Genomic DNA, 14,193 nt, shown 5'->3' with positions numbered 1-14,193 from the left:
GGCTGTCCACCTTAACACACTGTCCGATTTTCGGGGACCACCTCTCTTTTTATAGCACTTGCCGCAATCAGGAATATGTCGTCAGTTTTATGTAATATAGCTAAAAACCTGCCTGCGACACTCTCAGAGTTTCCAATTTCATGTCGCCAGACTTCGTGTGCAACTTGCAACCACTTATTAGGATTTTGTTGAGATATTGCTCGGTTTTTATCAAATAAAGAATCCGCTAAGAACTGGTCGCGTGCTTCAATCGACGGAAAACATAACGAATTACTATCAAGTTGAAAGTTGTCAGCATTTATTTCCAGATTTTTTGAGAGATGGGGCGGTAAATTAATGATCAATTGAGTGTTACCGCAAATGTAATGATTTAACACCAAATCACCGATTGTTTTAATCTCGGTTTCCGGTTCATTTATGGGCATACCTTCTCCTTATGAGTTGCATCTAAATGGGGCACCCCCAGAAGCCGGTCAACATTTAGCTTATAAGTCACAGTTTGCGCGGAATTGAACGCAATTTTCAAAGTTTCCAGCCCTGCCCATTCCTGGGCTATCCTCTGATAATGCGTGAACATATCAGATAAACTGCTTAGTTCCGCTTGTGCAAGAAGTCTGGCAGCGTCCTCCGACACCTCTCCTCCTGTTTTTGATGGCACAACTTGCCCAAACTTAACCAAGAGATTGTACAGTCGATGATCCAGTTCTAGTAAGATTCCAGACTCCAAGAGTCGCTTTGCGCCCCGAGCAGCTATCTCAATTCCCTCGAGATCAGCATCTCCAAAATACTGAACCCGATCATGCCCATACTCCTTAACCACCGAAGCAAGACCATCAGTCATGGAAACAAATAGGTTGCCCCGACCATATGCCACAAATGCCCAGTAACCGGCCTCGCTGTTGAAGCGGCATAATGTATCAAAGGTAGTTGAGTTCTCGACGCAAATACCACTGAATTTTCTGCTATCCGGTGGCCCCGGCTTCCACGGAATTGGTTCGGGGACATAAAGACATCCGAGGGATTCCAGGCTGATCTGCCCCTGTTTGAAGGGGGTAAGACCAACGACCCTGTCTAGCGCTTTCTCATCACCAAAAATTTCAAGAGATCGCTCCCTAATCGGCTTAAATTCCAGTTTTTTCCCTCGGTACTTTTTCAGCCAGGCGTCTACTTTCACCCAAGGAGAATCCTGCCGAATGATCTGTTCTGCTAGAAACGCTAATTCTGGTGACCAAATCACCCTTGCAACATCCTTTGCCTGTTTCTTCGTCGGCAGCTTGTTTACCCATGCGGGGAGGTGCGGCACCGCGCTCCTATCCCACAACTTATCGGATCTGGGGAATTCGACAAGGCCATTTTCCCGCAACTCATCAAGTACAGCCATCAACGCTTCTCTCTGACCGCCATGTGGAAGAGTCATGACATTCGATATAGCTTGCCACATCTCAACGAGAGATGTCCGCCCGGTTGCCAGAGCGTCAATGAAATGTTGCGATTCAGGTAGCATTCGGTACCTCGGCCTTGATTCTCAGTCTGGCAGCCTCGCCATTATTGTAGATTTTCTGTTCCAACTGCACCATGGTAAAGCCCCGTTTGCTCAATCCGGACGCCCCTCCCTTCCTCAAGAGGACATTGTTCCGGTACATTCTGCGAATTTCTTCATCGACCACCGGTGTGTAGGCAACCATCTGTATCCCATACTGACGAGTCAACGCCACGATTAACCGGACAAATTCAATATGGTTGCAGGAACCGAAGGGATTATCCATCAACAGCACGCCGCCAGCAGCTTGTCCTTCAACCATCAGAAGGTTACTGAAAGCCATATAAAGAAGAACCGATCCAGAAAGCTTTTGCCCGCCTGACCATGAGCGGACACCTTCTTTGTGGGAAATCGGGTAATATTTCGTCGTCGGCAGGGGATCCGGCTTTAACGTTTCAATCTGGAAGGCGCCACTCAACATTTCGGCCAAAGCGGTCCGGACGATCGCCGCTCCGTTGGGTAGTTCTCCTTCCAGCTGTGCCAGACGGGTAACCGAGCCAGCGACCGCCAGACGGGACGATTCTGAATCTGGATCAACCCTGGTAGTAAATCTAACAAAGGGGAGTCCGAACCAGCTATGCCAGATACCGCCTAGTTCCGGGATCTTGCTTTTTTTACCGAGGTTCTGTAATAGCTTGAAGGCCTTCTTGGCCACATGCATGACCTCGTCAACGGTTGTCTGCTTGTCCTGTTCAAGCTTGGCGAGCTCGTGAGGGAGTGGGTCTGCTGCCTGTTGGATATAAACCAGCAATTCGTCTATTCCATCACGCAAGATGCCATCTTCCCGCCGGTTCTTTTCCTCTTTGATCGTGGACACCGCTATCGGCACCGACGTACAGAGTGGTTCATCCAGGAGTTTGCCCAGATCCCTGCTCTGTCTCTTTAGGGCGTCTTCGAGCCGCATCAGTTCTCCAGCAAAAGTTTCCACCTGTTTTACACTTACATGTAACTCGGTTTCAGCCTCGTCAACACAAGCAAATGGCTCTCCTCCGGTGGCTCTCTCCAGACTAACGGAATCAGCAAGGCTGGAAATATGTTTCAGCTCACCCCTGCAATGCTCGATAGCGAATCTGTGTTCCGTGATATCATTATTGGTGGTAGTGATCAGTTCCTGCAGCCTGACGATTTCTCCGTTACAGAAGCTCTCCTGTTCGACACAGGCCGTATCATCCCCGATAAATTGGACAACGGCCATGCCATGGTGTTTTTTCTTGAGATCATTGTAGATTTTCTGAGCTGATTCCTGAGTTGTTTTCGCCTGACCTTTGCGTTCTATCAGCAGATCCCGGTTAGACTGGGCATCCGAGATGTCGCCTTTGCTTACCGCCCGTTCACCGAGCTCCGCGGCTGCAGATTGCTTGTCATCTTCCGGAACCGCTCCGAAATCATCCTGGTATTCCTTGAAAACTTTCTCGTACATTTTCTTGGATATGTCGGCATTTGCCTTGACCGTTATATATTCCTTGTCAGTGCTTGCGGCTTCAAGAGCGCGCTGCTTCGTGTCCCGCAGCTCCCGGGCAGATTTTGAGCTGGTTGCCAATTGGGCAAAGGCGATATCAGGTTGCACTTTTCTCTCAATATTGAGCAGAGTGAACTCTTGCAACAGGCCGGTGGCGATTCCTTGACATTCTGTAACCGAATCCCTCCGCTGTAGAACCTTCTGTTCCGCCGCAGTGATTGCTTCCTGACCAGCAGTAATCAACAGTGATAATCCAGAAATATCTGATGCCAGTTCTGCAATGCGCAGTAGGCGTTCCTCACGATCCTGTTCGTGCCGTGCCTGGTGGGCTGACAACGCACCAAGCCGTTCCTTAACTCCCCTGAGTTCTGCTATTTTCTCTTCAATAAGCGGTTTTAAGCTGTCACGTTCCGCGATCGCTTCTTGTTCTTTTGCCTGAAGAGTAGCCAGTTCTTCCTGGCAGGTCGCCACCCGGCTTTTTGCCACGAGAATGGCATCTAGCAGAACCGTCTCAGACACCTCACTATAGGTGCCAAGAAAAACCGTAAGCTTTTCCTTGGCCGTATTAGCCGCGATCTGACTCTCCTTTATTAACGGCAACGATGCTTCATATTCTGCTATTTCCACCCGACTTCGATCACAAAAACCTTTGGAAAGATCAATATCAATGGCCAGTGCCACATCCGGAAGCACTGCCAGACCATTATACTGGGCATCAGAAGAATCATCGGTGTACACTGACACGATAACCGGTGCCAGAACCCCGCAGCCAACACCCAGAATTTCCCTGGCATTTTCGAGGGCTTTCTTGGTCTTTACTGCCACTCCGCCATATCGGGGAGGATTAAGGGCGATCAGGGCTTCGGCTTCAGCGACACTGTAATTCCGCTCGGAAAAAATCTGCCACCAGGAGAAAGCCTCAATTCCTGCTTTACCAAGGGTTTCGATAACCCGAATCACATCCTGCGCCGGTGGCTGCAATCCTCCATGGGCTTCTATCGCAGAAATTTTTTCGTTCAATTTTGTGATCTTTTCTCTGACCCTTTGGTCCTCGCGCAGGAACATATCATAACGGTCATTCAGCCTGCCGCTTAAACCTGGGTAAAACAGATCCGCCTCATCGTATTGCTCAAAACAACTCCTGATACCAGGTAAGCTGGAAACAATCGAACGAGCAGTAAGGTAATTGCTCTGATCCAGCTCTTTTTTTATCTTCTCCGCCTCCAGCCCGTTCAGCTCTTTACGCTGTCCCTTGAGCTGCTCGCCGAGCCCGGACAACCTGCTGTCCAGTTCGGCTTTCAGACTATCCAGCCGATTTTTCTCCTCCGTCAACCGTTCTTCCGCACTCAGTGAGCCTGCCAAAGCTTTTTCAACAGAATCATGAGCATCCTTCAGAATCCCTGAAAAAATCAGGTTCTCAACAGATCTTGTTCGTTCCCGTTCAAGCTTGTCGAGCCCTTCTTTCTCTCCGATCATCTGGTTATGGCTGGCAGACTGGCCCCTTTGCTTGTCTTCGTGTTCTTTTCTGATTTTCTCCGCATCCTTCAAGAGATCTTGGCGGCGGGAAAGTTCCACGGTCGCGGTGGCATAATCCTGGCGCAGATAGGAATCAAGCAGGTGACTCGCCATGGCAACTTCTTCAGATTTCTCCCTGACCGGACCGTCAAGAAGATCGAGCTGATTCAGAAGCTGATCTCTCGTCGCGCGGGCATCGTCGACTTCTCCGGACTTCAGCAAGGCTTCCAGAGCCTTGATCGTGCGGTTGGCCTGTTCGAGATCTTTCTCACATGCCCGGAAATTATCGTCTGCTGCGAGGCTGGATAAAAATGCCATCCTCTCCTGAACACCGTAGAGAGTTGCTGTGAGATGCTCCAGCCCGGCCTTGCTGTCAGCGAGGCCAATCTCAGAGTTTTCCAGTTTTTCATTGAGTTCTTTCAGTTTGGTCTCACAGGCTATTTTAGTAGCATCCAGCCGGGACGCTACAGATTGCAACTGCCGGTTGGCAGCGGCATGATTTGTCATCGAAGCTTTATAACTGTCCGCTACCGGTTTTATAAGTGACAACCGGCCGAGAAGCGCAGTGAAGGCGTCGAGCTGCGCCCTGATTTCCGGTTCCATCCGTACCGACTCACGATGTTCGCTCAACATTCTCCGGATCTGGTCAGTTGCCTTCTTGTCGATGACTTCACCACAGAGAAAATCCAGAATCAGATCATTGTCTTTGAATTTTTTTAGAAAAGACGAGGAATCGCCCTCGCTCAGGGTAAACTTCATCATCATCTTGAACTGGTCAATATTGAAGCCGATTTTCCGGAGATTGTCGTGCCAGTCGCGAATGACGTCCTTACAGTAGAATTCGCGCCCCGGCTTGTTGAATACCTCATTGAGATATTTTTTGGTCTCGCTGATAGTCCTGCAATGTTTCTCAACCCGACCCACCTGGATCGACGATGTGAGCGGTAAGTCGTCAATACCCACCTCTTCGTCAGCGATAAACGAGAAAAAATAAGTTTCATGTTTTTCTTCATCACGATTTGAATATTGGGTAAATCTTCCCACAACCCTCGTTTTCTCCATTCCCCCAAGGAGGCTGCGGTTACTGCCGGGGATAGTCCATTCCGTTACGATAAATCCGACCTCATTATCCTGGAAGTAGTAAGGAAATGACCGGCCATCTTCATCCAAATGAGTAGCCAGATCATGCTTTGCAGGCAGGAAAATGGAATACAGCAGATGGAGTTGACTTGTTTTGCCGGTAGCGTTCGACGCGATGATCATCGAATTTTCTGGACTGCCATCATCACCGGTCAAATCGTATGCTAGACCATCAAGCCTGGCCGTCGAGTGGCCGATTTTGGAGAATCGTACCGAGAGGAGTTCAGCCATGATCGGCCTCCTTGGAAATGTCTGCGTTGTCACCTTTCGTGGCCGCTATGATCGCTTCAGCAATATCCTCGGCCCCTTGCATCTGCAGCCGCACCCTTAATTCAGGGAGCGTTTTAAAGGTTCCGCCGCAGTCCTCACGGTCCTTGACCATCAGGTTGTGATCAACGAAATACTTGAATGCCTGCAGGATCTGCCCACGCAAGGTTCCTTTACGGGGCTTGGCGCTTTTATCGGAGTAGGAGTCAGCCTTCATCCGCTCGACGATCCTGGCAGCCTCGGTAAGCCCCCGGAGGTTACCGATACTATTTTCCACCTCGGTACTCAGTTTTGCAGAGGCTTCGACCAGCATTTCGTAGACCTCATCTGCAGTCACCGTCTGAACAGTATCAGAGTACAGCGACTGTTGCCGCATATACGCACAAGCCAGGATGGCGGCATTGCAAATTCCTCGAACCAGACGGGCATCAGCTCCCGCATCTTCAACAAGGTCATCACGCTTGGCCATAAAAATGGAATCGTGTTCGGGATCCTTGGAGAGAACGATGCCATCCTCGGAAACAGACATGATCAGAAGCCCAAAACCTTTCGCCATCCGGTTGGCCACGGTCTTGACACCACCGTCATTGGAGATGTAGGCTGCAACCAGCTGCAATAGCCTTCTGGGCGGTGGTCCCTTGTGCCTGGCCAACCCCATCTCTATTATCTCGACAGCCATATCTATCGCGTTAAGCGTGAAGTCCATCGGTGTCCTCCATCAGTTCTATCCTATAATCATCCCCGGCACATGCCTCGCAGGAAAAAGCCTCCGGTAACCGAGTGACCCGGTATCGGTCGGCATAATTCCGATCCCTGGCCCACGCACTGCTGATGAGGATCGCTGACACGATGCACTCTTCTGTGAACCCCTCCGGATCGAACACAGCAGTTACTTCGGAAAGGCGGGTCGGTCTGACATCTGCCATCTCGGAAATTTTACTCTTGGCTCTGTTGATAGTTTCTGTGTCGAAGATCACCAACGCCATATCTTCCTCATCCGTAAACTCGTCTTCCTCGGACATGTCAGTAGCTTCAGTTTCTGTCCGTGGTTTGAGGAGCAGTTCGGTACCGGCAATAATGTCGTGCAACACCGGTGGCGCTGGAAGAGTAAATACGGAGTCTATGACATCGCAAACCGACAGGAGTTTGTCGGGATCTGAAATATTGTAGAAGAGAGGGTCGAATACATCGTATCTCATGGATGGCAGGTTGAGGCTGATTGCCGGTCCCTGGTTAAGAATGCATGCCGAATAGAATCGCGGGAGTCCCATTGCCAATGTCTGTAGTTCCCGATACGCGTCACGACAACTCCTGATCACTATGAGAACTTTCTGCGCAAGCGGTCGCTTGGCAGGCGGTAGCTCGTCGATTCGCTCTTCCAGGAGCTCCTCCAGCATTGTATCGGCGTTTACCGCATCTTTGGCATCTTCTTGCGCAGTCAGAATGTCAGGTAGGATCACATCATTCCAGCTATATTTACCCGCATTTGACTGTAATTTTCTTTTGATACCTCGGATCTTCTCCCCGTGCTGTTTGGTAATTCGTTGGTGTTCCATGGCAGCCTGAAAAGCAGCATGGTAATCACCACGTTTGATCTGGCGTTGGATAACGGCGGTCAACGCTGTTTGGATATCGCCGATGCCCTGTGTCAGAGTACCGAGATAGAGCGTGAGACATGTTGCAGTCGGCCGCACATAAATCGCGTTGCCCCGCGCATATTCTTCCAGAAGTGAGTGCTGAAATTCATAGAATTGCTTCGAGTCTGTGTCGAACATCCGCTCAGTGCTGCTACCGTGCTCCTTTTTGCACAGAAGCTTATCAACTACACCTTTGGCCCATATTTCAATTTCTTTTGTTCCGGGCATCTCCGGAATAACGTTTTCATTCTCAAGCGCAGTGAACTGCAACCGCAGATCTTCGGCAACCTTGGCTTCCAGCTCCTTTACAGTCAGGTCACTGGTCTCGATATCGAGGAGCCTCAATGAATCGATGGCGTAACCTAAAGCGAGAAGTCCGGTGGTATGTGGATCAATGAATGAAAATGGTGGGGCTGCTGTTTGAGCAACGATAGAAGTGAGTGTGGAAAGCGTAGTTATAGTCTGTGCTCTGTTTTTAAGAGCGATCGCCTCCATTCTTTCGAATTCATCGCGATCAAGAGCTTCATCCTCATCAGGCCTGTTTTCTTCGCCTGGGTCAAAAAGTCCATTAAAGGCTAAAAGCGGCTGTTCGCTATCGTTAACTTTACGCAATAGGCACCTTCAAGATAACGTAGTATTGATTTTTTAGTCCATTTTTGCCCAGCATACATCAACAATATGTCAGAATATGTCATTTAACTTAGAAAAACATCAAACACACTATAGGGACATTACTCCCCTGCAATCCAATATCAAGCTTTTCTCTTCCCTTGCCAAACGGCAAACTCCTTGGGCCGCAGACGAAACCTGGCAATATTCCCTTCGTGCAGGCCGTGCAATTCAGCATCCACCAGATGTATAAATTGCGATCTATCGGCCTCCGGCAGACGCTCTGCTGACCAAGCGGCTACAATGTCCTCGGTCGGTCCCGCACTTCGGAGAACTACCTCTCGTATGATCTCGGTCAGTAGTGCACGGTATTTCATCCGGAAAGGATTGGGCTCTCCCAGCTCTTCTCGTGTACTCAGGTAACGTTTAACGGAACGCTCATATCCCCAGACAAAAATGTCGAGCAAGAGCTCAATGCGGTTCTGTTCATAGACTCCGAGTATTCCTTCCACATAGGACTTTTTAGGCACATCTATAAAAGAAAGCGGGCAGAGATTATGTTTGACCAACGGTATATTGGCAGCCAGTCGGGCCACCCGTTTGTTGACGTCTTCGAAAGGTTGCAAATAGGAGAGATGCACTAAGGCAAAGAAGGATTGCTCGAAAGGGTCGGTGATAGTCGCTGCCGTATCGAGAGCAATCTGGAAATATTCATCCAGGAGCTGAGGAGTGGACAATGGCGAGTAAACTGATCCGCCAATGCCGACCGCAATCTGACGGAGACGTCCGCAGGCCTCCGGGTTTGGCAGGAGGTTGTCCGACAAAATTGCGTGGAGGTTCAGTATGGAATACCTGTTAAAGCCAATTTCATCGGCAGACTCAACAAGAAACTCGATAGCCTGTTTGTGGTTCAGGATCATCTGGGTTTCCAGTGCATCCTTTCCTTCCGCTGCCTGGCCGAAGGAGATCAGGCGTTCTGTTTCCAACAGCGAATACGTATTGCCTTCCAGATAGCTGGATGCCCAGGAGAGGTCAATCAGTAACCTGCCCATGACCTGGCGCGCCATGGTACCGGCGGGGATATTTTCTTGATGGGCACGGCCAATTTGGTGCAGATGCTTGCGTGTAGTTTCATCCAGATACGGACCGCTGTTCGGGTAGGACAATAGAAAATCGCGCTGGTACCCTACCGGTTCACGTCGCTGGATTGGTTGACTGACGTAACCACGAATTTCACGCCCAGCCACTGAAAGTGGAATGACCGATTCTTCAACATCCCGATCATCAGAGACCGGCGAAGTAAGCGGCCAGTAAACACGTCCTTTGAAGGCGCCAGTAGCACGAATACGATTGTTCTCAATGAGAACACCGATCCGTCGCAGCAGCGAACGCCGGTTCATGACGACCCCGACCGCCGCAAGAGCTATCTCCAGTTCAGTTATGCCAATACCTTTGCTGTAGACCGCTATCTGCTGTTCAATGGCATCAAGATCTTGCTCATCGATTTGCTTTGGCACAGGACGTCCTTTCCGTCACAAAAAACTTCGTGACACAACAATACCCTATTTGTCACGAAAATCAATATTTGTGACAAAAAACTATTGTTAAGCGATCTGAAGTGGGAGAAAATTGAGATGCGCGTTGAATTACTGGAATCGAACCGGCTGCATATTTCGGAATTGAACGTAAAAATTTACTGTACAAAATTTGGCAGGGAATCTACATTGGGTACCAAGTACACGCGAGTACACCAAAGTACACTTTTAGTACACCGGGGTACACTCCAAAAATGGGTTCCATCAAACACTGTGTCAGGTTTTGCCTTTAATTTCAGGTGTTTGTGCTTTTGAGAAAAATGGGTTAGATTCCGTCCCTGGGCACCATAAAAATCAAGGGGTTAGGCGTTCAGCCTGACCCCTTTTCTTTAATTTCAATACTACATTGTGACTACAACCTAACCCATTGATTTTACGTAACCCTTCAGATGCTTTTACCCTCAAAGTCCCCCGATAAATAGATTTTCCTTCTTGATAGATAGCAACATAAATGTTACTTGTATTCTATGAGCTATCAGGTTGTTGAACTTTTACTTAAAGACGGAACAAGCCCTTACGGAACCTGGTTTAATTCTCTCGATCCGGTAGCAGCTGCCAAGGTGAGGATTGCCACGTTACGGATAGAGCAAGGCAATACTTCAAGCATAAAATGGTTCGAAGGCATTGGAGAATACAAAATCGACTGGGGGCCAGGTTATCGAATTTATCTCGCTCAAGACGGCTTAAAAATTATCGTCTTGCTTGGTGGTGGGACGAAAAAAGGGCAGTCAAAAGACATAGAGCGAGCGCTGGCCCTGTGGATCGACTATAAACGTCGCAAGAAAACCTTGAAGAAGAGCTAAACGCGGCAGGATTCGAGGATTCAGGAAGAGAGGATAGTAGACATGGCACTTACTCGTGATTTCAAGGAAACGGTTGTGTTTCGGGTGAAAAACGATCCTGAGTTTGCACAGGTGCTCTTAAATGAAGCGGTGACCCTTTTTCTCAGCGGTGACGCAGAGACGGCGAAACTTGTTCTCCGCGATCTCGTAAATGCGACCGTTGGCTTTGAACGTCTGGCGGAAGATATCCACAAGCCGAGCAAAAGCCTTCATCGGATGTTGTCAAAGGCCGGCAATCCAACAATGGAGAGCCTTTCTGCTATATTCGCCGCGATAACCAATTTTCTCAAAGTGAACATCAAAGCCGTTACGACACCGCTTAACGATGCACATGCATTTGGTCGCTCGCTCCGAGAGGCATAAGCCATGACCAAAGCAGACATCGCTGAAACTATCTCAGCCCGCCTTATTAGTCGTCCCTGAAAAAGTATAACCAATTGAAGTTACGAATATAATTTGCCGTTATTGTGTGATAAAATCGCCAACAATTGAATCAAGACCTTCAAAACACAGTGATTTCATGCAGCCAAAATCAGGTTCCCAGGATCAAGGTGATCTATTCCGCTCCCGGTTGGACCAGTTTCTGAACCGCCAGCATCCCCTGTTCAAACTGGCGGATTCCATCGACTGGTCGGTTTTTGAAAAAGAGTTCGGCTCCCTGTACGTCGAGAACGTCGGTCGCCCCGGCCTGCCAATCCGGTTGATGGTTGCTCTCCACTATCTCAAGCATGCGTTCAACGTCAGTGACGAGACGGTGGTTGCCCAGTTCGTTGAAAACGGCTACTGGCAGTACTTTTGCGGCTTTGAGTACTTCCAGCACGAGTTTCCGCTCAACCCGACCAGCCTGGTCAAGTGGCGCCAGCGCATTGGTCACAAAGGGGTGGAGAAACTCCTCAAAGTAACCATCGAAACCGCCAAGGCGAAAGAATACGTGACCGAAGAGCATCTGGAACGGGTCAATGTCGATACCACCGTCCAGGAGAAGGCGATTGCCTTTCCGACAGATGCCCGGCTTTACCACAAGGCCCGTCGTATCCTGGTCCGCCAGGCAAAGAAAGCCGGCATCGAACTCCGCCAAAGCTACGAGCGCCTGGGCAAGACAGCATTCATCATGCAGGGGCGTTACAGCCATGTCCGCCAGGCGAAGCGGGCCAGGCGTGAACAGAAAAGGCTTTGGCTCTACCTTGGCCGGGTCATCCGCGACATCGAGCGCAAATGTCAGGAACCGGATTCACTGCTGGCCACCATGCTGGAGCGGGCCAAGCGGATCTTCACCCAGAAGCGGGATGACAAGAACAAACTCTACAGCATGCAAGCCCCGGAAGTAGAATGCATCGCCAAGGGGAAAGCCCACAAGAAGTACGAGTTCGGCTGCAAGGTGTCACTGGTCAGCACCTCGAAAGACAACTGGATCGTCGGCATACAGGCTCTTCACGGGAATCCGTATGACGGGCATACGCTCAAAGACGCGCTTGCCCAGGCAGAACAGATCACTGGGTGGCGGCCAGGCAATGCTTACTGCGACAAAGGCTACAAGGGAGAACCAAAGTTCATCGAGAAAACAGCAGTTCACCTGGCCAATCGGAAGAAAAAGAGCATGAAGCCCAGAGAATGGGACTGGTTCAAACGGCGCAGTGCCATAGAGCCGATCATTGGGCACACGAAGTCGGATCACCGGATGAACCGTAACTATCTCAAAGGCGAAGAAGGCGACAAAATCAACGCCCTCCTGGCCGGATGCGGTTTCAACCTCAGGAAGCTCCTCCGAGCGATCCTTTTTGGGCTTTTCAAAGAACGATTCAGAGCCCTCTGCACCGAGTGGGATGACGTGCTCCAATGTTTCAACCGAAATCATCAACCCGCCTGAAGCAAAATCAGGCGTTTTTCAGGGTCGACTAAATATATTACAATAATTACAGTACGTTACTTCGATTAATCTTGGACTGAAAATCCTCGTGTCGGCGGTTCGATTCCGTCCCTGGCACCATCGAAAAAACACGGGGGTTACGCGGTTGCGTGACCCCCCTTTTCCGCTCCTCACCACAGGAAAGGACTTACCCGCCACTCCTCCGCAGGAACTCCACCAGAAGCCTGATGCCGACCCCCGTGGCCCCTTTGGGGAGGTAGGGGCGCCCCTTTTCCTCCCACGCCGTGCCGGCGATGTCGAGGTGGACCCACTTCGCCTTCCCCGCGAACTGTTTGAGGAACCACGCCGCCGAAACGGTACCGGCGTGGGGCCCTCCAGCGTTTTTCATGTCGGCCACGTCACTCTTCATCAGCTCGCCATACTCGTCCCAGAGCGGAAGCTCCCAGATCCGTTCGCCCGTCGTCTCTCCGGCCGTTTTCAACCCCCTGAGCAGGGCGGGGTCGTTCCCCATGGCGCCGGTGGCGATGGTGCCAAGGGCCACGAGGCAGGCGCCGGTGAGGGTCGCCAGGTCGATGAGGGCCGCGGGCTTGTAGCGCTGGGCGTAATGGAGGGCGTCGCAAAGAAGCATCCTCCCCTCGGCGTCGGTGTTGACGATCTCCACCGTCTTCCCCGCCATGGTCCGGACGATGTCCCCCGGCTTGTAGGCACCGCCGCCGGGGAGGTTTTCGGCCGTCGGGATGAGCCCCACGAGGTTCACCGGAAGCCTGAGCCCCGCGGCGGCCATGAGGGTCCCCATCACCGCCGCGGCCCCGGCCATGTCGTCCTTCATCCGCTCCATCCCCTCCCGGGGCTTGAGGGAGATCCCCCCCGAATCGAAGGTGACCCCCTTGCCGACGAGGACCGTGGGGCGTTTCCCCGGGGGGCCCGCCAGGTATTCGAGGATAATGAAGCGAGGGGGCTGGTGGGACCCCTTGGCCACGGAGAGGATTCCCTCCATCGAGAGCCGTTCCATCTCATCGCGGTCGAGGACGCAGCAGCTGATTCCGTGACGGCCCGAGAGCTCCAGCGCCTTTTCGGCCAGATAGGAGGGGGTTGCCACGTTGCCGGGGTGGGAGACCAGATCCCGGGCGAAACAGACCGCCTCGCAGAGCGTCGCCGCCTCCCCCGCCTCCCGTTCGCTCTCCCCCATGGCGGCTCCGGCGGGAAGGAGGAGCGTGACCCCCTCCACGGGGCGCTCGTCGGCGGGAAGCGTCTTGTAGTGGCTGAAGGAGTAGCCGCCGAGGATGAACCCCTCGACGCACGCCGCCAGGGAGCCGTCAATGGCCGCCGCGCGGTGCAGCACTGATGAGAGGCGGGTGATGCCGGCGACAGCGGCCGCCCTGACCGCGCTCCCCGCCGCCTGGCGGAGCCGTTCGGCCGTGAGCTCCCCCCGTTTGCCGACCCCCACGAGGATGAGCCGCTCCGCCGGAAGGCGCCCGAAGGTATGGAGCAGCTTCACCCGGTTGAGCCGGCCGGAAAACTCCCCGCTCGCCCGGAGGGCGGCAATCCCGCCCCCCAGCAGCCGGTCGAGGGGGGCCAGCAGCTCATCCGCCGGGAAATCGTCCTCGACGCACCCGACAACGAGCGCCGGACAGGGGTGGGCCGCGTACTCCTCGGCGGCAATGGAAATGTTCATCGTCTCTCCTCCTTCAGTGTTGAGCAGCAGTCAGATAAAAAAAGGGT

10 protein-coding genes are annotated in these 14,193 nt (G+C 51.7%); 3 read left to right on the top strand and 7 right to left on the bottom strand.

The features are described 5' to 3' along the window. Nucleotides 1–11: 11 nt before the first annotated feature. The 6 genes from GPICK_RS17205 to GPICK_RS00920 all read right to left on the bottom strand — a co-directional run bounded on the left by GPICK_RS17205 (nucleotide 12) and on the right by GPICK_RS00920 (nucleotide 9,684). A complete protein-coding gene (locus GPICK_RS17205; protein ID WP_144400015.1) occupies nucleotides 12–425 on the bottom strand; it encodes a hypothetical protein in 414 nt (137 codons plus the stop codon). Beyond that, nucleotides 416–1,504, bottom strand: a complete 1,089-nt coding sequence (locus GPICK_RS00940) for a hypothetical protein (RefSeq protein WP_039739716.1) — start codon at nucleotides 1,502–1,504, stop codon at nucleotides 416–418. Before GPICK_RS00940 ends, GPICK_RS17205 begins: the two co-directional genes overlap by 10 nt. Then, entirely contained in the window at nucleotides 1,494–5,885 is a 4,392-nt protein-coding gene (locus tag GPICK_RS00935) for a coiled-coil domain-containing protein (protein WP_039739714.1), read from the bottom strand. Before GPICK_RS00935 ends, GPICK_RS00940 begins: the two co-directional genes overlap by 11 nt. Continuing rightward, nucleotides 5,878–6,627: a hypothetical protein gene (locus GPICK_RS00930; RefSeq protein ID WP_039739712.1), complete on the bottom strand. Its 750-nt coding sequence runs from the start codon at nucleotides 6,625–6,627 to the stop codon at nucleotides 5,878–5,880. The genes GPICK_RS00935 and GPICK_RS00930 overlap by 8 nt, the downstream gene beginning before the upstream one ends. Continuing rightward, on the bottom strand, nucleotides 6,611–8,170 hold the full coding sequence (locus tag GPICK_RS00925) for a hypothetical protein (RefSeq protein WP_039739709.1): 1,560 nt from the start codon (nucleotides 8,168–8,170) through the stop codon (nucleotides 6,611–6,613). The genes GPICK_RS00930 and GPICK_RS00925 overlap by 17 nt, the downstream gene beginning before the upstream one ends. A gap of 140 nt (nucleotides 8,171–8,310) precedes the next feature. Continuing rightward, entirely contained in the window at nucleotides 8,311–9,684 is a 1,374-nt protein-coding gene (locus GPICK_RS00920) for a Fic family protein (protein ID WP_039739707.1), read from the bottom strand. A 545-nt stretch (nucleotides 9,685–10,229) separates the two neighbouring features. Between GPICK_RS00920 and GPICK_RS00915 the strand changes: the two genes are divergently transcribed. From GPICK_RS00915 to GPICK_RS00905, 3 genes are all read left to right on the top strand, one after another. After that, nucleotides 10,230–10,565 carry a type II toxin-antitoxin system RelE/ParE family toxin gene (locus GPICK_RS00915; protein WP_039739704.1) on the top strand — a complete coding sequence of 112 codons (336 nt, stop codon included), beginning with the start codon at nucleotides 10,230–10,232 and terminating at the stop codon, nucleotides 10,563–10,565. 42 nt (nucleotides 10,566–10,607) lie between these two features. Next, nucleotides 10,608–10,967, top strand: coding sequence for a helix-turn-helix domain-containing transcriptional regulator (locus GPICK_RS00910; protein ID WP_052263221.1), 360 nt, complete (start codon nucleotides 10,608–10,610; stop codon nucleotides 10,965–10,967). Between the two features lie 157 nt (nucleotides 10,968–11,124). After that, nucleotides 11,125–12,471: an IS5 family transposase gene (locus GPICK_RS00905; RefSeq protein WP_039739701.1), complete on the top strand. Its 1,347-nt coding sequence runs from the start codon at nucleotides 11,125–11,127 to the stop codon at nucleotides 12,469–12,471. Nucleotides 12,472–12,658: 187 nt separating this feature from the next. On the opposite strand, the gene GPICK_RS00900 is transcribed toward GPICK_RS00905, so the two are convergent. Further along, a complete protein-coding gene (locus GPICK_RS00900; RefSeq protein WP_039739699.1) occupies nucleotides 12,659–14,146 on the bottom strand; it encodes a leucyl aminopeptidase in 1,488 nt (495 codons plus the stop codon). Nucleotides 14,147–14,193: the final 47 nt, after the last annotated feature.

The organism is Geobacter pickeringii (assembly GCF_000817955.1).
Lineage (GTDB): Bacteria > Desulfobacterota > Desulfuromonadia > Geobacterales > Geobacteraceae > Geobacter > Geobacter pickeringii.
The sequence above is the reverse complement of the archived record's forward strand: the minus strand, read 5'-3'. Positions and strand labels throughout refer to the sequence as shown.

What these genes read in the sequence shown, in the direction of transcription:
- GPICK_RS17205 (WP_144400015.1), bottom strand. Translation starts at nt 425, where the DNA reads ATGCCCATAAATGAACCGGAAACCGAGATTAAAACAATCGGTGATTTG.
- GPICK_RS00940 (WP_039739716.1), bottom strand. Translation starts at nt 1,504, where the DNA reads ATGCTACCTGAATCGCAACATTTCATTGACGCTCTGGCAACCGGGCGG.
- GPICK_RS00935 (WP_039739714.1), bottom strand. Translation starts at nt 5,885, where the DNA reads ATGGCTGAACTCCTCTCGGTACGATTCTCCAAAATCGGCCACTCGACG.
- GPICK_RS00930 (WP_039739712.1), bottom strand. Translation starts at nt 6,627, where the DNA reads ATGGACTTCACGCTTAACGCGATAGATATGGCTGTCGAGATAATAGAG.
- GPICK_RS00915 (WP_039739704.1), top strand. Translation starts at nt 10,230, where the DNA reads ATGAGCTATCAGGTTGTTGAACTTTTACTTAAAGACGGAACAAGCCCT.
- GPICK_RS00910 (WP_052263221.1), top strand. Translation starts at nt 10,608, where the DNA reads ATGGCACTTACTCGTGATTTCAAGGAAACGGTTGTGTTTCGGGTGAAA.
- GPICK_RS00905 (WP_039739701.1), top strand. Translation starts at nt 11,125, where the DNA reads ATGCAGCCAAAATCAGGTTCCCAGGATCAAGGTGATCTATTCCGCTCC.
- GPICK_RS00900 (WP_039739699.1), bottom strand. Translation starts at nt 14,146, where the DNA reads ATGAACATTTCCATTGCCGCCGAGGAGTACGCGGCCCACCCCTGTCCG.